The following is a 19575-nucleotide window of genomic DNA, read 5'->3' on the forward strand; positions in this document are numbered from 1 at the left end:
ATAAAAAGACGAGAATGCGGGCAAAGCGAACAGAACCCGCGTCCGCTCTCGCTTTACAGCGTTTTTCTAAATCTAATGCACAAGGTTATCCACAGGAATAGTGGATAACTCTCACCGCCCCGCCCGGGGCGGGAGTTACAGAAAGAAAGCTTTTCGCCCTTTACACTCGCCAAAATGGCTTTTTTAGTTATTTTTTCATAAAAATATCGCTTTGTTTATGCCGATTAATACTAAAAATCCCCATTGCCAAAATCGCATCGGCCCCTTTCTCGCGGATCACGCTTGACGGCGGCGCAATGCCTTGCACCATGCCCTCACCGAAGAGCACCACAAGAGTGCAAAAAACGTCCGGGTTAACTTCCCCGCGTATTTTCAGGCTGTCACGGCAGCGCACGTCAGGCCTGACCAGCGGTTAACAAGGCGATAACAATCCCCGTTTTCACCCGGCGGTAAAACTGGCCTGAGAGTTGCTTTATCTTCCTGCGTATAAATGCGGTTCGACAGCGTGATGCGCTGCCAGCCGCAGCGTGTACCCCTCGCGGTGCTATCGCCTGTAAAAGCGCAAGAACGACACCAAGTCGTCACAAGCGTCGTTTTTAACGACATATTGACTGTCATTCCGTCCACCGCAGACCTTGCTCTGGCTCATTGGACGGACGGCATCTTGTTCCAGACATTGCCACACTCGGGAAATTCGCCGCGCATGCGGCCTTTGCTGTCCCCCGCCAACGAGTGAAACGAGCGTCTATGAGGAGAATGCCAAATGCTGAGCCTGAGATCGGTCAATCAATTCTACGGTCAAAACCACACCCTGTGGGACATCAACCTGGAGCTGCCGCGCGGCCAGTGCACCGTGCTGCTCGGGCGCAACGGCGTGGGCAAGACCACGCTGGTCAACTGCATCATGGGGCATTTGCCGGTGGTGAGCGGCAGCATGACCTGGCAGCCGGCGGATCAACCGCCGCAAAACCTGCTGCTGCAACCGATGGAGCGCCGCGCGGCACTGGGCATCAGCCACGTCCCGCAAGGGCGGCAACTCTTCTCGCAGCTGAGCGTGGAAGAGAATCTGCAGGTGGCGCAGATGGCCGTGCGCGGCGCCCCTCGCCGCATTCCGCCGCTGATCTACAGCCTGTTTCCCAATTTGCGCCAGATGCGTACCCGCCGCGCCGGCGATCTGTGCGAAGGCGCCCAGCGCCAGTTGGCGATCGGTCGTGCGCTGGCGCAGGAGCCGGCGCTGCTGATCCTCGACGAACCCACGGCGGGCGTGCCTCCCTCGATCGCCGCCGACATCGGCAACGTGATCCGCAGGCTCAACTATGAGTTGGGCATGACCATTTTGCTGGTAGAGCATCAGTTGCCGTTCGTGCGCCGGGTGGCGGACCGCTTTTGCCTGTTGGATAGCGGGCGCACCGTGGCGCACGGCGCGCTGGCGCAGCTGGATGAGGCGCTGATCGGCGCCGGGCTGGCGGGACAGGAAGGAAGATGAGGGGGAATCCCCCTCATGGGGCGTTTGTTTATAGCAGGCTGATGTCCAGATACTGCCCCAACCGCGCCCGTTCGGCCTGCGGCAGGTGCGGGATTTCGCCCAGCAGCGGCGCCGGCAGCATGCGGCGCAGCGTGGCCAGGTATTCCTGATGCCGCCGCCCCGGCGGCGTCACGTCGTTGGCGATCCAACCGGCCAGCGTCAGCCCCGCCTGTTGCACCGCCTGCGCCGTCAGCACCGCGTGGTTGATGCACCCCAGTTTGATGCCCACCACCAGGATCACCGGCAGTTGCTCCTGACGTACCCAGTCGGCGAAGGTGTACTCCGCCGACAGCGGAGTAAACCACCCGCCGGCGCCCTCGACCAGCACCCAGTCGGCGCGCTGCTCCAGCCGGCGCAGGCCGTCGGACAGCCGCGCCGCGTCGATCGGCCGGCCTTCATCGGCGCTGACGATATGCGGCGAGGTCGGTTCGGCAAAAACGTAAGGGTTCACTTCGTCGTAATCCAGCGCCACGCCGCTGTTGGCCTGCAGCGCCAGCGCGTCGCCGTTGCGCAGCCCCTCGGCGGTCATCTCGCTGCCGGAGGCCACCGGCTTATAGCCGGCGCTGCGGTAGCCCGCCCGGTTGGCGGCCTGCAGCAAGGCGCTGCTGGCGACGGTTTTCCCCACTTCGGTGTCGGTGCCGGTCACGAACCAACGTTTAATCACGATAAATCACTCCATAAGCCAGATGATAGCTGAGCGGGAACTGCCCCTGCCGGCACGGGTAAGCCGCCTGCAACGCGGCGAGACGGCCGCGCGACATCAGGCCGCCCTCTCGCCCCTGATGCAAATGCGTCGCCCCGATGCCCTTGAGCGAACGCATCAGCGTCATCACGTCCGGGTAGTTCAGGGTGCGTAATTCCGTCACCAGCTCGTGTCGATAGGCAGCGCAGGCGGCGCGGATCTGCGTCAACGGCAAAAAGGCGTTCACGTGACGTTCGCCGTCCACCTGTTGCCAGGCGTCCCCCAATTCCTGCAGCGAGCCCGCCGCCAGCGTGGAAAACAGGATCACGCCGCCGGGACGGGTCACGCGATACAGCTCCGCCAGCGCGGCGGGCAGATCGCTGCACCACTGCACTACCAGGCTGCTGAAACAGATGTCCATCGCCCCGTCGGGCAGTGGCACCTGTTCGATATCGCCCAGCAGATAATGGTGCGCCGCCTGTTGCTGACGGGCGAACGCCAACATCCCCGGCGCCAGATCGAGCGCGGTCACCTGCTTGCCGCGCTCACGCCACATACGGCTGAAATAGCCTGTGCCGCAGCCGGCGTCCAGCAGCCGTTCGCCCGGGTGGGAACTCCCCATCCCCAGTAAGCGCTCGCCAACGTCACGCTGCAGCGCGGCGGCGGCGTCGTAGCTGCCGGCCGCGCGGCTGAAGGCCGAGGCGACCGCCTGTTTGTTCACCCTGTCATTGGCTGACGTCATGCAATACCTCCAGCAGGCGATCGATGTCCTGCGGCTGGTGCGCCGCCGTCAGGGTAATGCGCAGCCGCGCGCCGCCCGGCGGCACCGTCGGCGGACGGATGGCGCTCACCCACAGCCCCCGCTCGCGCAGGCGGGTCGCCAGATCGAGCGCGCGTTGATTGTCACCCACCAGCAGCGGCTGGATGGCGGTGTCGGAGTCCGTCAGGGTCAGCGCCAACGGCGCCGCGCCCTGGCGGAAACGGCGAATATTGTCCTGCAGCCGGGCGCGCAGTTCATCGCCCTCTTGAATGCAGGCCAGCGCCGCCTGCAGCGCGCAGGCCTGCGCCGGCGGCATCGCGGTGCTGTAAATCAGATGGCGGGCGAACTGCAGCAGATACTCGGCGGTCGCCTCATCGCACAGCACCGCCGCGCCGCTGACGCCGAACGCCTTGCCGAAGGTCGCCACCAGCAGTTCAGGGCGCACGCCCTGCTGCCAGCAGCTGCCGCGGCCTTGCTCGCCGCGCACGCCGACGCCGTGGGCATCGTCCACCATCAGCCAGGCGCCCGCCGCGCGGGTTAAGCGGTACAGTTCCGCCAATGGCGCGCCGTCGCCGTCCATGCTGAACACCCCTTCGGTCACCGCCAGCCGCTGCCCGTCGCAGGGTTTGGCCAGCAAATCCGCCAAAGCCTGCGGCTGATTGTGCTGGAACCGGCGCAGCTCGGCCGGCGACTGCGCCGCCGCCTCCAGCAGCGAAGCGTGGCTGAGGCGATCGGCCAAAATGCGATCGCCCTTCTGCATCAACGCCGCCAGCACCGCCTGGTTGGCGGCGTAACCGGAGATGAACAGCAGCGCGCGCGGATAGCCGAGCCACGCCGCCAGTTGCTCTTCCAGCGCCTGATGCGCCACGCTAAAGCCGGTGACGTGGCCCGAACCGCCGCTGCCGACGCCGTAACGCTGCGCGCCCTGCTGCCAGGCGGCGATCACCCGCGCATCCTGGCTCAGCCCCAGGTAGTCGTTGCCCGAGAAGTTCAGATAGAGACGATCGCCGAGCCGGATCTGGCGGCCGTTGCCGCCCTCGGTGGCCTGTCGCCGACGGTAGGCGGCGTTGAAGCGCCGCTCCGCCAGCGCCTGCTCGATGCGTTGTGGCCAGCTCATCACGGCGCCGCGTTGTAAAACTCGGCGGTATCGGCGTTCAGCAGTTGCTTGGCCAGCACCTGCTGTTGCTGGTTGTCGCCGTGTTCGGTGGCGGTCTGCTGCGGGTTCAATCCCAGCTTGCGGAACAGCTGCAGATCCTTATCTTCTTCCGGATTCGGCGTGGTCAGCAGCTTGCAACCGTAGAAGATGGAGTTGGCGCCGGCCATGAAGCACATCGCCTGCGTCTGTTCGTTCATCTGTTCACGGCCGGCGGAAAGGCGGACATAAGAGGATGGCATCATGATGCGCGCCACCGCGATGGTGCGGATGAAGTCAAACGGATCGACGTCGTCGTTATCCGCCAGCGGCGTGCCTTTCACCTTCACCAGCATGTTGATCGGCACGCTCTCCGGCGGTTTCGGCAGGTTGGCCAGCTGCACCAGCAGCCCAGCGCGGTCGCGCACCGTTTCACCCAGCCCGACGATGCCGCCGGAGCACACTTTGATGCCGGCGTCGCGCACCTTGTCGAGCGTATCCAGACGCTCCTGGTAGCTGCGGGTGGTGATGATGTTGCCGTAGAACTCCGGCGAGGTGTCGAGGTTATGGTTGTAGTAATCCAATCCGGCTTCCGCCAGCCGCTCGGCCTGAGTGCCGTCCAGCGTGCCCAGCGTCATGCAGGTTTCCATGCCCATCGCTTTCACGCCCTGCACCATCTGCTGCAAATAAGGCATATCGCGCTCGTGCGGGTTCTTCCAGGCCGCGCCCATGCAAAAACGGGTCGAGCCGTTCGCTTTGGCTTTGCGCGCCGATTCCAGCACCTGCTCGACCTGCATCAGTCGCTCCGACTCCAGGCCGGTCTTGTAGCGTGAGCTCTGCGGGCAGTATTTACAGTCTTCCGGGCAAGCGCCGGTTTTGATCGACAGCAGCGTACTGACCTGCACCTGACGCGGGTCGAAGTGCCGGCGGTGTACGGTTTGCGCTTCGAACAGCAGTTCAAGCAGCGGTTTATCAAACAGGGCCTGGGCTTGCCCTACTGTCCAGTGAATGCGATCGGCCATCATGGCGTCTCCAAAACGAAAAAGTGTCGCCAGTTTAAATATTGTGGATATACTGTCAACCAATCTTAATTCAATTCGGTTTACAAGTATGTCTGTCACCGCTTCCGACCTGGCGTTTGACCAACGCCATATCTGGCACCCCTACACCTCCATGAGCCGCCCGTTGCCCTGTTACCCGATCGAGTCGGCCAGCGGCGTCGAGCTGCAGCTGGCGGATGGCCGGCGTCTGGTGGACGGCATGTCCTCCTGGTGGGCGGCGATCCACGGGTACAACCATCCGAGTCTGAATCAGGCCGCCAGTCAGCAACTGGAGAAGATGTCGCACGTGATGTTCGGCGGCATCACCCATCCGGCCGCCATCTCGCTGTGCCGTCGGCTGGTGGCGATGACGCCGGAAGCACTGCAGTGCGTGTTCCTGGCGGATTCCGGTTCGGTGGCGGTGGAAGTGTCGCTGAAGATGGCGCTGCAGTATTGGCAGGCGCGCGGCGAGCGCCGGCAGCGCATCCTGACGCTGCGCCACGGCTATCACGGCGATACCTTCGGCGCGATGTCGGTCTGCGATCCGGACAACTCGATGCACAGCCTCTATCAGGGCTATCTGGCGCCGCACCTGTTCGCCACCGCGCCGCAGTGCCGCTTCGATGAGGAATGGCGCGAAGAGGACATTGCGCCGTTCGCCGCGCTGCTGGAGCAGCACGCCGGTGAAGTGGCGGCGGTGATCCTGGAACCGGTGGTGCAAGGCGCCGGCGGCATGCGCATCTACCACCCAACCTACCTCAAGCGGGTGCGCGAGCTGTGCGATCGCCATCAGGTGCTGCTGATCGCCGACGAGATCGCCACCGGCTTCGGCCGCACCGGCAAGCTGTTCGCCTGCGAACACGCGCAGGTGGTGCCGGACATTCTCTGCCTGGGCAAGGCGCTGACCGGCGGCTACATGACGCTGTCCGCTACCCTGACCACCCGCCACGTAGCGGAGACCATCAGCAACGGCGCGGCCGGCTGCTTTATGCACGGGCCGACCTTTATGGGCAACCCGCTGGCCTGTGCGGTGGCGGACGCCAGCCTGGCGCTGCTGGCGGAAAATCGCTGGCAGGCGCAGGTGAGCGCCATCGAAGCCCAGTTGAAGCGGGAACTGCTGCCGTTGGCGGCGCTGCCGAAGGTGGCGGACGTGCGGGTGCTGGGGGCGATTGGGGTGGTGGAGATGCGCGAACCGGTGAATGTCGCCGAGCTGCAGCGCGGGTTCGTCGAGCGCGGGGTGTGGATCCGGCCATTCGGCAAACTGATTTACCTGATGCCGCCTTACATCATCGAAGCGGAACAGCTCAGCCGCCTGACCGCCGCCGTGGCCGCCGCCGCGCGTTAATGCCTTACCAATGCTGGTCCAGATAGCGGGCCAGCAATCCCAGACACAGTAGCCAGAGTAAAATGATCATCACCGCCGCCATGCGGCCGGTGGGGTTATCGACGCGCTTTTGCGCCTTCTCGCGCAGCTCGGCCATCAGCGGTTTGGGGATCAGGCGCACCGCCAGCATGATGCCCAACGGCACGATGATCACATCGTCCAGATAGCCCAGCACCGGAATGAAATCCGGGATCAAATCGATTGGCGAGATCGCATAGCCGGCCACCAGCAGCGCGATCAACTTGGCGTACCACGGGGTGCGCTTATCACGGGCGGCCAGCCACAGCGCGTAGATATCGCGTTTGATGCCTTTGGCCCAACGGCGCAACCAGCCGAACCACGGCGTGCGTTTTTTCAGTGAAATCATGATTACTTCATATAAGAACGTAAAACGGTCATCAATTGCTCGATGTCCTGCTCACGCTGCTGCGGCGTAGCGTCCGCGGCAGCCAGATGTTCGCGCACATGCCCTTCCAGCACCTGCGCCATTAAACCGTTGACCGCGCCGCGCACCGCCGCGATCTGCTGCAGAACAGCAGAACATTCGCCGCCGCTCTCCAGCGCGCGCTCCAGCGCTTCGGCCTGCCCTTTAATGCGGCGCACCCGCGCCAACAGCTTCTTTTGATCTCTGAGGGTATGGCTCATTATTTCCGCCCGATTGTTATTTACTATACTGGGGTATAGTATATTCCAGCACACTGCCTTTTGCTGAGGAACTTCACCATGACGTCTCACGCGCCCGCTTTGCACCGCGAGCACAGCCACGTTTTTGACGATGGTAACCCATTGGCCGAAAGAAACACCAGATGGGCGGTGATACTCACCGCCAGCATGATGGTCATCGAGATCGCCGGCGGTTGGCTGTTTAACTCGATGGCATTGCTGGCCGACGGCTGGCACATGAGCTCGCATGCGCTGGCTCTGGGCTTGTCGCTGCTGGCTTACGGCGCCGCACGCCGGTTGGCCAAGGATCGCCGTTTCAGCCTCGGCACCTGGAAAATAGAAGTGCTGGCCGGTTACACCAGCGCGGTGTTGTTGGTGCTGGTGGCGGCGCTGATGCTGTTCCAGTCAGCGCAGCGGCTGCTGAATCCCAGCCCGATTCATTACAACGAAGCCATCACCATCGGTACGATCGGGCTGGCCGTCAATCTGCTTTGCGCCTGGCTGTTGCGCGGCGGCGGCCACCATCACCACCACGGGGATAACCACGATGACCCTCATCATGACCTCAACCTGCGCTCCGCCTATATCCACGTCATCGCCGACGCCGCCACCTCGGTGTTGGCCCTCGTCGCGCTGTTTGGCGGCAAGCTTTGGGGCGCCGCTTGGCTCGATCCGTTGATGGGCATCGTCGGCGCGATGATGGTGGCCGCCTGGGCCTATAGCCTGATGCGCGATAGCGGGAAGATTTTGCTGGATGCCGAAATGGACGCCCCCGTGGCGCAAGAGATTCGTCAGACCCTGGCCACTTCCGGCCACCCACTCACGCTGACCGATTTGCACGTAGGCCGCATCGGTAAAGGAAAATATCATTGCGTCATCGCCCTGAGCAGCGCCGATCGCGCCCTCACCGCCGATCGGGTGCGCCAACTGTTGGCCGCGCATCCCGAACTGGTGCATGTCACCGTCGAGATCAACCGTCCGCCGTTGGCGCAAGGGGTTGTATTGTTCCACCGAAAAGATCTAGCTTAGGGGTCCGCGTTTATCGATAACTGGGAGTCATTATGGCTTTTCGTTTGTACAGCAACGATCTGCAGGACGGCGGCACAATGCCGCAGACGCAGGTCTTCAACGGCATGGGCTACCACGGCGATAACCTGTCGCCGCACCTGGCCTGGGACAGCGTGCCCGAGGGCACCAAGAGCTTCGTCGTCACCCTGTACGATCCCGACGCCCCAACCGGCTCCGGCTGGTGGCACTGGGTGGTGGCCAATATTCCGGCCGACGTGCGTGAGCTGCCGCAGGGCGCAGGCTCCGGCAAAGCGCCGCTGCCGAGCGCCGCGCTGCAAACCCGTACCGACTTCGGTTCGGCCGGTTACGGCGGCGCCGCGCCGCCGAATGGCGAAAGCCACCGCTATCAGTTCACCGTGCACGCGCTGGACGTGGAAAGCATTGAGGTGGATGAAGGGTCCAGCGGCGCACTGGTGGGCTTTAACGTGCATTTCCACAGCCTCGGCAGCGCCACGCTGACGGTGATGTTCAACTGATCCCCCGCCCATAAAAAAGCGCGGCTCAACCGAACCGCGCTTTTTCCATACTCCTCTGACCGACGAATTACTTCGCCAGCACGCTGACCCACATCGGGCCTTTGCCCACCGGATAACGCGCCAGCGTGGTCAGCTCGCCGCTGGCCTGATCAATTTCATGCACCGCGATATGATCGGACTTCTGGCCGGACGAAATCACGAAGCGGCCGCTGTGATCGATATTGAAACCGCGCGGCTGCGTTTCGGTCGGATAATAGCCGACCACGCTCAACGTGCCGCCGTCTTCGGAGACGCTGAAGAGGGTCAGAATGCTGGCGGTGCGATCGCTGGTGTAGAGGAAACGGCCGTTCGGCGTGATATGAATGTCCGCCGCCCAGCGGGTGCCGTCGAAGTCGTCCGGCATGATATCCAGCGTTTGCGTCACGGTGTATTTGCCGCCGTTTTCCGAAATCGCCAGCACGTCCACCGTGCCGTTCAACTCATTGACGCAGTAGGCGAACTTGTCGTTATGGTGGAACGCCATATGGCGCGGGCCGGCGCCGGCGGCGATATCCACCGCCTCCTGCGCGTGCGGCGTCAGCTGGCCCGCCAGGCTCAGGTTGAACAGACGGATGCGGTCTTCTTTCAGACACGGCACCAGCACCAGCTGGTTGGTCGGATCGATGTTCGCCGAGTGCGGCGCGCTCAGGCCGTCGATCTGTTGGATCGGCGCCGTCACCACGCCGTCGTGGCCGATCGGGCTGATGCTGGCGCAGTTGCCGCTGTAGGAGGCGGAGAACAGATAACGCCCCTGCAAATCGGTGGAGATATGGGTCGGGCTGCCCGGCAGCGGCGCCATGCCGGCCTGCTGCAGCGTGCCGTCCGCCTCGATGCGGTAGCTAACGATGCCGAACGCCGGACGCACGCCGACGTACAGGTGGGTCTTGTCCGGATGAAGGGTCATCGGCTGTACCTGGCCCGGCACGTCAACGGTTTGCAGCAGCGCCAGCGCGCCGGCGTCGTCCAACTGCCAGACGTGGATCTGCTGGCTCTCCGGGCTGGCGACATAAACGATTTGCTTCATGTGTTCTCCTTGCAAAGGGTAAAAGAGGAACCGGTTTCAGGCCGTTCGATTGCTCCTAGCTTACCGCACATCCGTCGCATGGCAACCCTGCTTAGCACCGGAAGCTCACGCGGTTTTCTCCATAGGCTATCCGGTGTACCATCGGATTAATTTTATGGCTAACGATAACGAGAACCCTATGAGCTACCGCGTCATCGCCCTCGATCTTGACGGCACCCTGCTGGACAATCAAAAACGCATCTTACCGCAGTCGCTGGAAGCGCTGGCGCAGGCGCGCGCCGCCGGCGTCCAGGTGGTGGTGGTCACCGGCCGCCATCACGTCGCCATCCATCCGTTTTACCAGGCGCTGCAGATAGATACCCCGGCCATCTGCTGCAACGGCACCTACCTGTATGATTTTCAGCAGAAAAAGGTGCTGGCTGCCGATCCCTTGGCGAAGGAGCAAGCCAAGCAGGTGCTGCAGATGCTCAAACAGACCGACATTCACGGGCTGATGTACGTTGACGATGCCATGCTGTATCAAGAGCCGAGCGGCCATGTGATTCGCTCGCTGGCCTGGGCCGAAACCCTGCCGGCGTCGCAGCGCCCGACGCTGCTGCAGGTCGGCAGCCTGGCGCAGGCGGCCGACGACGCGCAGGCGATCTGGAAATTCGCCACCTCGCACGCCGATATTCCGGCGCTGCGCGAGTTTGCCGACACGGTGGAAAAAGAGCTGGGGTTGGCGTGCGAATGGTCCTGGCACGATCAGGTAGATATCGCCAAAGGCGGCAACAGCAAAGGCAAACGCCTGCGCCAATGGGTGGAGTCGCAGGGGCTGAGCATGGATCAGGTGGTGGCGTTCGGCGACAACTACAATGACATCAGCATGCTGGAAGCGGTCGGGTTGGGCGTGGCGATGGGCAACGCCGATGACGCGATCAAGGAATGCGCCGATCTGGTGATCGCCGATAACCTGCAGCCGGGCATCGCCGAGGTGATCCGCACCCGCATACTCTAGTTTTTTCGCCCTCCCGCCGGGAGGGCCTGCCTTAGCGGCTCTCGCGGCTGATCGACACGCTCTTCACCTGCGCGTACAGCCACTGCCCGGGGCGGATCGCCAGTTCATCGCGCGCCCACGGCGTGATCCGCGCCCACAGCACGTGTTCCCCGACCGCCAGCTTCACTTCCACCTGCCCGTCCACGTCCAGACACTCGCTGACCTTGGCCGGCAAGACGTTGCGAATGCTGCTGTTGACCGGCGGTTGCAGCACCAGCGAGACGTCGGCGGCGTTGATGCGAATGCGCAGTTGGGTGCCCAATTCGGCGTCGATGCCGCTGACCCACAGCCGTTGATCGCCGAGCGCCAGCGCGGTCATGGCATAGCGTTGATGATGCTCAATCACGCTGACGCGCAGCACGCTGCTCTGATCTTCACGTTGCAGCCACGGCCGCAGCGCGCTGCTGGCCCAGACGGCTTCCAGCCCGCCGAACGCGCGCACCTCACCGCGATCCAGCACCATCACCTGCTCGGCCAGCCGCAGGATCTCGTCCAGGCTATGGCTGACGTAGAGGATAGGGATGTTCACGTCCTGCGCCAACCGCTCCAGATACGGCAGCAGCTCGCGTTTGCGCGGCAGATCGAGCGAGGCCAACGGTTCGTCCATCAGCAGCAGTTCCGGCGCCGTCAGCAGCGCGCGGCCGATCGCCACCCGCTGTTTTTCACCGCCGGAGAGCGTCAACGGCAGCCGATTAAGCAGCGGCCCGATGCCCAGCAGCTCGACAATGGTATTGAACTGCGCGCGCATGCCGGCCGCCATGCCGTACTGCAGGTTGCCGCGCACCCGATAATGCGGGAACAGCCGCGCATCCTGAAACACGTAGCCGATTCGGCGCTTTTCCGGCGGCAGGCAGAGGCCCGCGGCGGTATCCACCAGCGTGCGGCCATTGAGCGCGATGCGCCCCTGCTGTAAACGGGTCAGGCCGCCGATGGCGTTGATCAGGGAGGTTTTTCCCGCGCCGGACAGGCCGAAAATCGCGGTGATGCCCTTCGCCGGCAAATCGGCGCGGACGTTGAGATTAAGGTCGCCCAGCTGCTGCGAGAAGTCCAGCTCCAGCATTTACGCCCCCATCCGTTTGCGGCCCCAGCGGGCCAGCCATTCGGACACCATCAGCGAAGCCAGCGACAGCACGATGGCGATCGCGCACAGACGCGCGGCGGCGGCCTCCGCCCCCGGCGTTTCAATCAGCGTATACATCGCCAGCGGAATGGTGCGGGTTTCACCGGGAATGTTGGAGACGAAGGTGATGGTGGCGCCGAACTCCCCCAGCGAGCGGGCGAAGGCCAGTACCACGCCGACAATGACGCCGGGCAGCGACAGCGGCAGCGTGATGGTGAAAAACACCCGCCATGGGTTGGCGCCCAGCGTGCGCGCCGCCAGCTCCAGCCGAGTGTCCACCGCCTCCAGCGCCAGCCGGATAGCGCGCACCATCAGCGGAAACGCCACCACCGCCGACGCCAGCGCGGCGCCGCGCCAGCTAAAGCTGAAGCTGAAGCCAAACCAGTCGTACAGCCGCTCGCCGATGACGCCGCGCCGCCCCATGGCGATCAGCAGCAAATAGCCGACCACCACCGGCGGCAGCACCAGCGGCAGGTGAATGACGCCATCCAGCAGCGCCTTGCCGGGAAAACGGCAACGCACCAGCACCCAGGCCATCAGAATGCCGAACGGCAGGCTGCAGACCACCGCCAAACCGGAGACTTTCAGGCTCAGCTCAACCGCCTGCCACTCATACTCGCTCAGAATCATTTACGCGGGGTGAATCCATAATGTTCGAAAATAGCGGCCGCTTCCGGACTCTTCAGATAGGTATAGAAAGCGCTGACCGTCGGAGTTTGACGATCTTTCACTATCGCCATCGGATATTCAACCGGTTTGTGGCTGTCTTCCGGGAACACGCCCACCACTTTCACCTTGTCGCTGGCGACCGCATCGGAGCCGTAGACGATGCCGAGCGGCGCTTCACCGCGCTCCACCAACGCCATCGCGCTGCGCACGTTGTTGGCGCGCGCCAGTTTCGGTTCCAGCGCGCGCCAGGCGCCCAGATGCTCCAGCGCCTCTTTGGCGTAGATGCCGGCCGGCACGTGATCCGGATCGCCCACCGCCAGGCGGCCGCCGCTGAGCAGCTTGGCCCAGTCGGTCTGCTTGTCGATGGCGATCTTGTCTTGTTTATCGTTCTTGGCGGCGATCAGCACCAGTTCGTTGCCCAGCAGCGTGTAACGGGTGTCTTTCACCATCTGCTGCTTGTCGATGGCGTAATCCATCCACTGCTGATCGGCGGAGATAAACAGATCGGCCGGAGCGCCCTGCTCAATTTGGCGCGCCAGCGTCGAGGACGACGCAAAGGAGGAAACCACCTGCACGTCCTTGCCTTTTTGATATTGGGTGGCGATGTCCTGCAGCGCGTTGGTCAGCGACGCGGCGGCGAACACGGTGATCTTTTCCGCCGCCGAAGCCTGAGCCACCAGGCCCGATGCCAGAACGATCCCGCCAACCCATTTGGTCCATTGCTGTTTCATTGTTTTTCTCCGCAAGTTAACGTGCATTATCACTCTTCGTTATATAAAAAATAATATAACGTTGCGCGAAAGCTTGTCATGCGGTTTATCGGCAAAGCGTGAGATAACTTGAGGAATGCCCGCCGGGGGATGCCGGCGGATATCGGGATGGGGAACGGTCAGTGCTGGGTGCGGTTTTCTTTCGAACGGCCAACTTTGGAGAAGACGTTGAACACTTCGCCAAAACCGTAGATCAGGCCGAGAATGAGCGCCATGACCACCGGCACCATCACCACGGCGAATAACAGACTTTTCAATAATTCCAACATGATAGCCTCGCTTAACTGCCCATTGAGCGGCAAATGCCTTTCACCGCATATCGGGTTATTCTAACCCAAAAAAATCGCTAAAACCGGAGTTATTTTAGCCAGCGAGGCGAAATTGTGATCGGCCAAACGTGCCCTTTCAGCCTCCCTCATCCCGGCGCGGGGTAATAGATCAATGGCGGCGCATAGCCGGCGGGCGCCGCCAGCTTGGCCTCCACACCATATACCGCGTGAATGTTCTCCGGCGTCAGCGCCTGCCGCGGCGCGCCCGCCGCACAGATCCCGCCCCGCTGCAGCAGCGCGATCCGATCGCAATAACAGGCCGCCAGATTCAGATCGTGCAGCGTCACCACCACGCTGAGTTTCAGCCGCCGCAGCAAGGCCATAAACTGCTGCTGATGGGCGATATCCAGATGATTGGCGGGTTCGTCCAGCAGCAGCCACGGCGTTTGCTGCGCCAGCGCGCGCGCCAGATGCACCCGCTGTCGTTCACCGCCGGACAGCCGCTGCCAATCGCGATCGGCCAGGTGGCTGATGCCCACTTGCTCCATCGCCAGCCCGGCGAGGCGGCGATCCTCGGAACCAAAACCACGCCAGCGGCCGACATGGGCCAGACGCCCCAACAATACCGCCTCCTTCACCGGCAGCGCGAAGGCGCCGGGGGCAGATTGCTCGAGAAAAGCGATGCGCCTGGCGCGTTCCCGCCCGGAAAATGCGGCGATTTCGCGCCCTTCCAGCCAAACGCGGCCGCCGGCGGCGGGCTGCAGCCCAGCCAGCAGCTTAAGCAGCGTCGATTTACCGCTGCCGTTGACGCCGAGCACGCCGGTGATCTCACCGGGCAAGGCGCAGAAACTGAGATTTTCCAGCACCGTGCGCGCCCCCGCTCGCCAGCTCACCGCTTCGGCGCACAGGCCGGATCGCGCTTTTTCAATCGTCATGCATTGACCTTTCGATACAGCAACAGCAGGAATATCGGCACCCCCAGCAGCGCCGTCAGCACGCCGACCGGCAGCTCGCGCGGCGCAAACAGCGTTCTGGCCAGCGTGTCTGCCGCCACGGCGAACAGGGCGCCGCACAGCGCGCTGGCCGGCAACAGCAGCCGATGCCGCGAGCCCACCAGCCGCCGGGCGACATGCGGCACCGTCAGCCCGATAAACCCCACCGCGCCGCTGAACGCGACGATCGCCGCCGTCAGCGCGGTGGTCACCACATACAGCAGCAGCTTCAGCGGGGCCACCGCCACCCCCAGCGAAGCGGCGGTCACGCCGCCAAACGCCAGCGCGTCCAGTTCGCCCGCCCGCAGCCAGCAAAGCAGCAGCGTCGCCGCCAGCGCCAGCCCGCACAGCCCGACCTGCGGCCAGCGCGCGTCGCTGAACGATCCCAGCAGCCAGAACATCACGCCGCGCGTGGTGTTGGCGTCCGCCTGCCAAAGTGTGATCAGCGAAGTCAGCGCGGAGAGCAGCTGCGTCACCGCCACCCCGGCCAGAATAAACAGCGTGGACTCCCCCTCCAGCGAACGTCCGGCCAGCAGCATCACCAATGCAAACGCCGCCAGCGCGCCGATAAACGCCCCGCCGGACACCGACAATAGGCCGCCCCCCAGCCCCAACACCAACACCGTCACCGCCCCCACGCCGGCGCCGGAGGAGATCCCCAGCACCCAGGGATCGGCCAGCGGGTTGCGGGTCAGCGACTGCAGCACGGTGCCCGCCAGCGCCAGCCCGGCGCCGGCCAGCGCCGCCAGCAGCGCGCGCGGCATCCGCAGCGACCAGATGATGCGCTGATACACCTCGGTATCGGTCTGCGCACCGCCGCTGACGCCGAGCACGATGCGCCAGGCGTCGTGCCACGCGATCGGCGCGGGCCCCGACAAGGTGGCGCCCAGCAGGGCCAGCGGCAGCGCCGCCGCCAGCAGCAACAACCCGCCGGCCTCACGGCCGGGCAGTAACCGCCGGCTCATGCTATTTCCAGCCTGCGATCACATAGTCGTCCAACAGTTGCCATACCGTCCCCGCCTCGCTGAAACCGGCTTGTCTGAGGGCCGCGAGCTGGAAATCCACCGGCGTCGGCGGCGGTACCGGCCGGCCGGCGAACAGCGCTTCGCGCTCGGCCTGATAAGCGGCCAAGGCCGGCGATTGCAGAGCGCCGGCGAACCAACGATCCCAATCCTCAACGCCGCTGTCCCAGGCGTGTTGTTGGGTCTGCTCGTCGTGCCGTTCGGCCAACGCTTTCAGCCGTGGCTGACGGTGGTCATAGCGCTGATGATCGGCATTGAGGAATACGCCGCCGGCGGCCAGCAGCCCGGCGACGTTACGGTACAACGCCAGCTGCTGCTCCGGCATCAGCCAGTGCAGCGCCGTGCTGGACACCGCCGCTTGCGGCGTGGGGCCGGACAGCACGGAAAAACAGGCAGGATCCGCCAGATCGGCCTGCAGAATGCGGATCCGATCGCCGTACGCCGCCAGCGCGCCGCGCGCCACCGCCAGCAGCAGCGGATCGAGATCGATGGCGGTCACCCTGGCCTGCGGAAAGCGCTGCAAAATACGCAGGCTCAGCGATCCCGGGCCACAGGCCAGATCCAGCACGTGAAAATCCTGGCCGACGGCCAGCGCCAGCACGTCCAGCTGGGCGTTAAAACGCGCTTCGCGTTCGGCGATGTAAGCCGCCTGCTGGCGATCCCAGGAGTCCAGCAGCGAAGAGAATGAAACGGCAGTCATATCAAGGTTCCTTGTTGGAAAGCGTCGGAGTCTGCGGCGGCAAGGCCGCCAGGCCCCGAATCAAACGGCCCAGCGCCGCCACGGTGCGGGCGGAAGGGTCCATGTCGTAACCGGGGAGGATCACGTAGCGCCGCTGACGTACGGCGCGCAGCGTAGCGGTCAGCGGGTGATGCTCCAGAAAGGCGATCTTGTCGGCCGCGCTGTCCCCGAAGCCACCGCGCGGCAGATCGCCAAGCACGATCGCATCCGGATCGCGGGCGGCGATAATCTCCCAGGATACCGTCGGCCACAGCTCGGGCAGATCGCCGAACAGGTTCTCGCTGCCGACGCTGCGGCTCAGCAAACCTGGCGCGCCGCAGCAACCCGCCACGTAGGGCGTCTGCGTGCCGGCATACCACCACAGCAGACGCCGATGCGGCAATGGCGCGCGCTGCGGTTCGAGCGCCTTCAGCTGCTCGCGCAGCCGCGCGATCAGCACTTCACCGGCGCGGCCAGCGTTAAAAATGCGCGCCAGCTCCCGCAGCTCGGTGAAAATGTCTTCGAACGTCAGCGCGGCGGCGATCGCGCTTTGCTGGCCGCTGCAGGCGCCGGGGGAGAGATAAGTGTCGATGCCCCATTCCGCCAACCGCGCCCGATCGGGCGTTTCCGGGCTGTGCAGCCAGTAATAGCTGGCCGAATAGACAAAATCCGGCCGCATCAGCAGCAACGCTTCCGCCGTGGGCGGCGCCGGGCCGGCGGGCGCCCGCAGCGTATCGGCCGACGCCGTCGGCGCGGGATCGCGCGTGCGGTCATACCCGACCACGCCGATCGCACGGCCAGCCAGCCCCAGCGCCAGCAGGTTTTCCAGCGCCGGATTGGCGTAGACCAGCACCCGCTGCGGCGGCTGCGGGTAATCGCGCATTGCCCCGCAATTGTGCAGGCTGACAGCATAGGCGTGCAGCGGCACGCCCCAGCCCAATCCCAGGGCGCACAACAACAGGTAAAGCGAACGTTTCACGACGTCAGAACCTGACCGACACGAAGGTTTCATAGCTGCGCGGCGGCGCGATCAGCGCCTGATCCGGGTAGGTGCGCTGATAGGCGTACAGCTGGTTGGTGGCGTTGCGAATGCGGAAACCGACATCGACGATCGGCGTCAGCTGATAATCCGCCGCCAGATCAAGCGTGGTGTACGCACGCATCTTGCGCTGGTTGGCGTCGTCGTTGTAACTGCTGCCGACATAGCGCAGCGAAGAAGCCAGCCCCAAACGTTCCGTCGCCTGATAATGCACGCTGAGGTTGGCGGTCCAGTCCGGGATATAGGCCGGGCGATTGCCGTTGTAGCTGCGCAGCGGGCTGCCGCCGCGATAGTCGTCGTAGCGGGCGTGCGTATAGGCGGCGTTGCCGGCCAGCTCCCAACGATCGTCGGGACGCAGCACCACGCCAAGCTCGATGCCGCGCGACGTCTGCCTGCCTACCGCGTTCAACGCATCCGGCCGCTGCGCATCGGGCACAAACAGGTTGTCCTTGCGCAGTTCATACAGCGCCAGCGTCGCCTCGCCCTTGTGATCCCAAAATTGCCCTTTGGCGCCGGCCTCCCACTGGCGCGCTCGCGTCAGCGGCAGATCGGTCTGCGTCGGGCTGAGGAAGAACAGATCGTTGCCCGGCTCCTGGCCGGTGGTGTAGTTGGCGTAAAGCGTGAGGTTATCGGTCAGCGCATAGCTGGGGCCCAGGCTCCAGGTGCTGAAAACATAGGTGCGCGCGCGGCTGTCTTCCTGCGGCCCCTGGAAGCGCCAGTCCATGTCCATATGGTTGTAGCGCAGTTGGCCCAGCAACGCTAAACGCTCGGTCAGGCTGAAGCGATCTTCAAGAAAAGCGGCGTACTGATTCTGAGTAACGTGGCGCACCGGCGCGCGTTGACTGGCGGTGCCCTGAGCGAACGGTTCTCTGGGCGGCGCGCCGAGCGGCACGTCCTCGGAGCCGGGGAAACCGTTGGAGTAGTACTGAAAATGCCGCTTGCTCAGATCGAAGCCGACCAGCAACCGGTTATCGAAACCGGCGATAACGCGATCGAACACCAGCGAACTGCGGTTGCCGATCAGATCGTCGTCGTGCGCCAGAGCGCCGAAAGAGTCGCGGTTGACGTCGCCGGGCCGAGCCGCCGCCGCGACGCGGAAACGTTCGACGTTGCGCCATTCGCGAAAGCCGCTGTAGTAATAGAATTGGTTATGCCACTCCACTTCGGGCGTCATAAACCAGTCCAGACTGGCCTGAAACGCGGTGGCGTTGCTCTGGATGCGGCTGTCGGTCAGGTTGTTGTAATTGATGTCGCGCAGCTCGCCGGCAATGCGCCCATTCAGCAGCGGCGTGCCGTAGTAAGGGTTGTTGGTGCGGTTGAGCATGCGGTCCAGGCTCAGCGTCAGCAACGCATCGTCCGTCAATTTAAACAGCAGCGAGCCGGAAACCCGCTTCTGCCGATCGCGTTCATACTGCACGTTGCTGCCGCTGTCGTTGCCACTGACGTCTAACCGGTACGCCACCGCATCGTCCACCAGCGCGCCGCCGGCCCCCAGATGCAGACGCTGGCTGCGGTAGCTGCCGAAGCCATAGTCGAGTTCAACCGGCTGGCGGCTGAAGGTCGGCCGCCGCGAGATCAGGTTGACGCTGCCGCCTGCGGCGCTCAGTCCGTTCAATGCCGACCCCGGCCCGCGCAGCACCTCGATGCTGTCGTAATGCGCCGGATCGCCCAGCTGCAGCGTGCTGCCGGGCATCTCTACGCCGTTATACAGCCAGGCGATCGGCCGAAAACCGCGCGCGGAAAAGTTGTTGGACAACGTTGGCGAAGCGACGCCGGACAGACCGGTGGCGTGCTCGACGGCGGCGGCCAGCGAGCGATCGCCCCGCTGTTGGATCGCCCGCGCGCGGATGATATCGACGCTGCGCGGCGTCTCCCGAGCGCTCAGCCCGAGCTGTGACGCGCTGCGGCTCAGGGCGTTCAACGCATCGTAACGCCCGGCGGAGGCCGCCGCCTCCACGGTGAGATGTTCTTCACATCCCGTGGCATTGCGGGCTTTATCGCAGTCGGCGGCGAAAGCCAGCGGCGCCGTCAGTGCGCCGCCGACCCAGGCGGCAAGGCATAAAGATTTTCTGGGCGTGCCAAGACGCCGGCGTGTCGTACTCATGTGGTGCATCCCTGTGGTGAAATAAAAACCGGCCGCAGCCGGC

The 19575-nt window shown here is 64.1% G+C and carries 22 protein-coding genes; 5 read left to right on the forward strand and 17 right to left on the reverse strand.

Annotation, left to right across the window (positions count from 1 at the left end):
* Positions 1 to 187: 187 nt before the first annotated feature.
* A complete protein-coding gene (locus ACJ8KE_RS11575) occupies positions 188 to 394 on the reverse strand; it encodes a hypothetical protein (RefSeq protein ID WP_306376659.1) in 207 nt (68 codons plus the stop codon).
* A 369-nt stretch (positions 395 to 763) separates the two neighbouring features.
* Between ACJ8KE_RS11575 and ACJ8KE_RS11580 the strand changes: the two genes are divergently transcribed.
* Positions 764 to 1486, forward strand: coding sequence for an ATP-binding cassette domain-containing protein (locus tag ACJ8KE_RS11580; protein ID WP_016928685.1), 723 nt, complete (start codon positions 764 to 766; stop codon positions 1484 to 1486).
* A 28-nt stretch (positions 1487 to 1514) separates the two neighbouring features.
* On the opposite strand, the gene bioD is transcribed toward ACJ8KE_RS11580, so the two are convergent.
* Genes bioD through bioB form a run of 4 tightly spaced genes read right to left on the reverse strand, consistent with a single transcriptional unit; the run spans position 1515 to position 5121 of the window.
* Positions 1515 to 2189 (reverse strand): dethiobiotin synthase, encoded by a 675-nt coding sequence (gene bioD / locus ACJ8KE_RS11585; RefSeq protein ID WP_033641046.1) that lies wholly within the window; start codon positions 2187 to 2189, stop codon positions 1515 to 1517.
* Complete coding sequence (gene bioC / locus ACJ8KE_RS11590; protein WP_117287033.1) at positions 2182 to 2949, reverse strand: malonyl-ACP O-methyltransferase BioC; 768 nt, start codon at positions 2947 to 2949, stop codon at positions 2182 to 2184. The genes bioD and bioC overlap by 8 nt, the downstream gene beginning before the upstream one ends.
* On the reverse strand, positions 2933 to 4084 hold the full coding sequence (bioF, locus tag ACJ8KE_RS11595) for an 8-amino-7-oxononanoate synthase (RefSeq protein WP_016928688.1): 1152 nt from the start codon (positions 4082 to 4084) through the stop codon (positions 2933 to 2935). Before bioF ends, bioC begins: the two co-directional genes overlap by 17 nt.
* Positions 4084 to 5121, reverse strand: a complete 1038-nt coding sequence (gene bioB / locus ACJ8KE_RS11600) for a biotin synthase BioB (protein WP_028127661.1) — start codon at positions 5119 to 5121, stop codon at positions 4084 to 4086. Before bioB ends, bioF begins: the two co-directional genes overlap by 1 nt.
* 88 nt (positions 5122 to 5209) lie before the next feature.
* Here bioB and bioA point away from each other — a divergent pair, with 88 nt between their 5' ends.
* A complete protein-coding gene (gene bioA, locus ACJ8KE_RS11605; protein WP_016928690.1) occupies positions 5210 to 6484 on the forward strand; it encodes an adenosylmethionine--8-amino-7-oxononanoate transaminase in 1275 nt (424 codons plus the stop codon).
* A 4-nt stretch (positions 6485 to 6488) separates the two neighbouring features.
* Here the strand turns inward: bioA and ACJ8KE_RS11610 are convergent, their stop codons facing one another.
* A complete protein-coding gene (locus ACJ8KE_RS11610; protein WP_016928691.1) occupies positions 6489 to 6890 on the reverse strand; it encodes a YkvA family protein in 402 nt (133 codons plus the stop codon).
* A 2-nt stretch (positions 6891 to 6892) separates the two neighbouring features.
* Positions 6893 to 7168 carry a metal/formaldehyde-sensitive transcriptional repressor gene (locus ACJ8KE_RS11615; protein WP_004939805.1) on the reverse strand — a complete coding sequence of 92 codons (276 nt, stop codon included), beginning with the start codon at positions 7166 to 7168 and terminating at the stop codon, positions 6893 to 6895.
* A 78-nt stretch (positions 7169 to 7246) separates the two neighbouring features.
* Here ACJ8KE_RS11615 and dmeF point away from each other — a divergent pair, with 78 nt between their 5' ends.
* Both dmeF and ACJ8KE_RS11625 read left to right on the forward strand, forming a co-directional pair.
* Positions 7247 to 8215 carry a CDF family Co(II)/Ni(II) efflux transporter DmeF gene (gene dmeF, locus ACJ8KE_RS11620; RefSeq protein ID WP_239441694.1) on the forward strand — a complete coding sequence of 323 codons (969 nt, stop codon included), beginning with the start codon at positions 7247 to 7249 and terminating at the stop codon, positions 8213 to 8215.
* A 32-nt stretch (positions 8216 to 8247) separates the two neighbouring features.
* Positions 8248 to 8730, forward strand: coding sequence for a kinase inhibitor (locus ACJ8KE_RS11625; RefSeq protein ID WP_239441693.1), 483 nt, complete (start codon positions 8248 to 8250; stop codon positions 8728 to 8730).
* A 67-nt stretch (positions 8731 to 8797) separates the two neighbouring features.
* Here ACJ8KE_RS11625 and pgl read toward each other — a convergent pair whose 3' ends face one another.
* Complete coding sequence (gene pgl / locus ACJ8KE_RS11630) at positions 8798 to 9793, reverse strand: 6-phosphogluconolactonase (RefSeq protein WP_016928695.1); 996 nt, start codon at positions 9791 to 9793, stop codon at positions 8798 to 8800.
* Between the two features lie 178 nt (positions 9794 to 9971).
* Between pgl and ACJ8KE_RS11635 the strand changes: the two genes are divergently transcribed.
* Positions 9972 to 10790 carry a pyridoxal phosphatase gene (locus tag ACJ8KE_RS11635; protein ID WP_240294077.1) on the forward strand — a complete coding sequence of 273 codons (819 nt, stop codon included), beginning with the start codon at positions 9972 to 9974 and terminating at the stop codon, positions 10788 to 10790.
* Between the two features lie 31 nt (positions 10791 to 10821).
* Here ACJ8KE_RS11635 and modC read toward each other — a convergent pair whose 3' ends face one another.
* The 9 genes from modC to ACJ8KE_RS11680 form a co-directional block, all read right to left on the reverse strand.
* The gene (gene modC / locus ACJ8KE_RS11640; RefSeq protein ID WP_240293925.1) at positions 10822 to 11889 is read right to left on the reverse strand and encodes a molybdenum ABC transporter ATP-binding protein ModC; all 1068 of its coding nucleotides are present in this window, start codon (positions 11887 to 11889) and stop codon (positions 10822 to 10824) included.
* Positions 11890 to 12579, reverse strand: a complete 690-nt coding sequence (gene modB, locus ACJ8KE_RS11645; RefSeq protein WP_016928698.1) for a molybdate ABC transporter permease subunit — start codon at positions 12577 to 12579, stop codon at positions 11890 to 11892.
* Positions 12576 to 13349 (reverse strand): molybdate ABC transporter substrate-binding protein, encoded by a 774-nt coding sequence (gene modA, locus ACJ8KE_RS11650; RefSeq protein ID WP_079450912.1) that lies wholly within the window; start codon positions 13347 to 13349, stop codon positions 12576 to 12578. The genes modB and modA overlap by 4 nt, the downstream gene beginning before the upstream one ends.
* A 158-nt stretch (positions 13350 to 13507) precedes the next feature.
* Entirely contained in the window at positions 13508 to 13657 is a 150-nt protein-coding gene (locus ACJ8KE_RS11655; RefSeq protein ID WP_004939813.1) for an AcrZ family multidrug efflux pump-associated protein, read from the reverse strand.
* A 146-nt stretch (positions 13658 to 13803) separates the two neighbouring features.
* A complete protein-coding gene (locus ACJ8KE_RS11660; RefSeq protein ID WP_079450911.1) occupies positions 13804 to 14592 on the reverse strand; it encodes an ABC transporter ATP-binding protein in 789 nt (262 codons plus the stop codon).
* Positions 14589 to 15614, reverse strand: a complete 1026-nt coding sequence (locus ACJ8KE_RS11665) for a FecCD family ABC transporter permease (protein ID WP_079450910.1) — start codon at positions 15612 to 15614, stop codon at positions 14589 to 14591. Before ACJ8KE_RS11665 ends, ACJ8KE_RS11660 begins: the two co-directional genes overlap by 4 nt.
* Before the next feature lies 1 nt (position 15615).
* The gene (locus ACJ8KE_RS11670) at positions 15616 to 16371 is read right to left on the reverse strand and encodes a class I SAM-dependent methyltransferase (RefSeq protein ID WP_049299445.1); all 756 of its coding nucleotides are present in this window, start codon (positions 16369 to 16371) and stop codon (positions 15616 to 15618) included.
* A gap of 1 nt (position 16372) precedes the next feature.
* Positions 16373 to 17368 carry an ABC transporter substrate-binding protein gene (locus tag ACJ8KE_RS11675; protein WP_016928704.1) on the reverse strand — a complete coding sequence of 332 codons (996 nt, stop codon included), beginning with the start codon at positions 17366 to 17368 and terminating at the stop codon, positions 16373 to 16375.
* A gap of 4 nt (positions 17369 to 17372) precedes the next feature.
* Positions 17373 to 19532, reverse strand: a complete 2160-nt coding sequence (locus tag ACJ8KE_RS11680) for a TonB-dependent receptor (protein ID WP_306376657.1) — start codon at positions 19530 to 19532, stop codon at positions 17373 to 17375.
* Positions 19533 to 19575: the final 43 nt, after the last annotated feature.

The organism is Serratia sp. CY56464 (genome assembly GCF_052168435.1).
Taxonomy (GTDB): Bacteria; Pseudomonadota; Gammaproteobacteria; order Enterobacterales; family Enterobacteriaceae; genus Serratia; species Serratia marcescens.

Bases quoted from the DNA above. Each gene is read 5' to 3' on its own strand.
- ACJ8KE_RS11580 (WP_016928685.1), top strand. From the start codon at position 764: ATGCTGAGCCTGAGATCGGTCAATCAATTCTACGGTCAAAACCACACC.
- bioC (WP_117287033.1), bottom strand. From the start codon at position 2,949: ATGACGTCAGCCAATGACAGGGTGAACAAACAGGCGGTCGCCTCGGCC.
- bioF (WP_016928688.1), bottom strand. From the start codon at position 4,084: ATGAGCTGGCCACAACGCATCGAGCAGGCGCTGGCGGAGCGGCGCTTC.
- bioB (WP_028127661.1), bottom strand. From the start codon at position 5,121: ATGGCCGATCGCATTCACTGGACAGTAGGGCAAGCCCAGGCCCTGTTT.
- bioA (WP_016928690.1), top strand. From the start codon at position 5,210: ATGTCTGTCACCGCTTCCGACCTGGCGTTTGACCAACGCCATATCTGG.
- ACJ8KE_RS11610 (WP_016928691.1), bottom strand. From the start codon at position 6,890: ATGATTTCACTGAAAAAACGCACGCCGTGGTTCGGCTGGTTGCGCCGT.
- ACJ8KE_RS11615 (WP_004939805.1), bottom strand. From the start codon at position 7,168: ATGAGCCATACCCTCAGAGATCAAAAGAAGCTGTTGGCGCGGGTGCGC.
- dmeF (WP_239441694.1), top strand. From the start codon at position 7,247: ATGACGTCTCACGCGCCCGCTTTGCACCGCGAGCACAGCCACGTTTTT.
- ACJ8KE_RS11625 (WP_239441693.1), top strand. From the start codon at position 8,248: ATGGCTTTTCGTTTGTACAGCAACGATCTGCAGGACGGCGGCACAATG.
- pgl (WP_016928695.1), bottom strand. From the start codon at position 9,793: ATGAAGCAAATCGTTTATGTCGCCAGCCCGGAGAGCCAGCAGATCCAC.
- ACJ8KE_RS11635 (WP_240294077.1), top strand. From the start codon at position 9,972: ATGAGCTACCGCGTCATCGCCCTCGATCTTGACGGCACCCTGCTGGAC.
- modC (WP_240293925.1), bottom strand. From the start codon at position 11,889: ATGCTGGAGCTGGACTTCTCGCAGCAGCTGGGCGACCTTAATCTCAAC.
- modB (WP_016928698.1), bottom strand. From the start codon at position 12,579: ATGATTCTGAGCGAGTATGAGTGGCAGGCGGTTGAGCTGAGCCTGAAA.
- modA (WP_079450912.1), bottom strand. From the start codon at position 13,349: ATGAAACAGCAATGGACCAAATGGGTTGGCGGGATCGTTCTGGCATCG.
- ACJ8KE_RS11655 (WP_004939813.1), bottom strand. From the start codon at position 13,657: ATGTTGGAATTATTGAAAAGTCTGTTATTCGCCGTGGTGATGGTGCCG.
- ACJ8KE_RS11660 (WP_079450911.1), bottom strand. From the start codon at position 14,592: ATGACGATTGAAAAAGCGCGATCCGGCCTGTGCGCCGAAGCGGTGAGC.
- ACJ8KE_RS11665 (WP_079450910.1), bottom strand. From the start codon at position 15,614: ATGAGCCGGCGGTTACTGCCCGGCCGTGAGGCCGGCGGGTTGTTGCTG.
- ACJ8KE_RS11670 (WP_049299445.1), bottom strand. From the start codon at position 16,371: ATGACTGCCGTTTCATTCTCTTCGCTGCTGGACTCCTGGGATCGCCAG.
- ACJ8KE_RS11680 (WP_306376657.1), bottom strand. From the start codon at position 19,532: ATGAGTACGACACGCCGGCGTCTTGGCACGCCCAGAAAATCTTTATGC.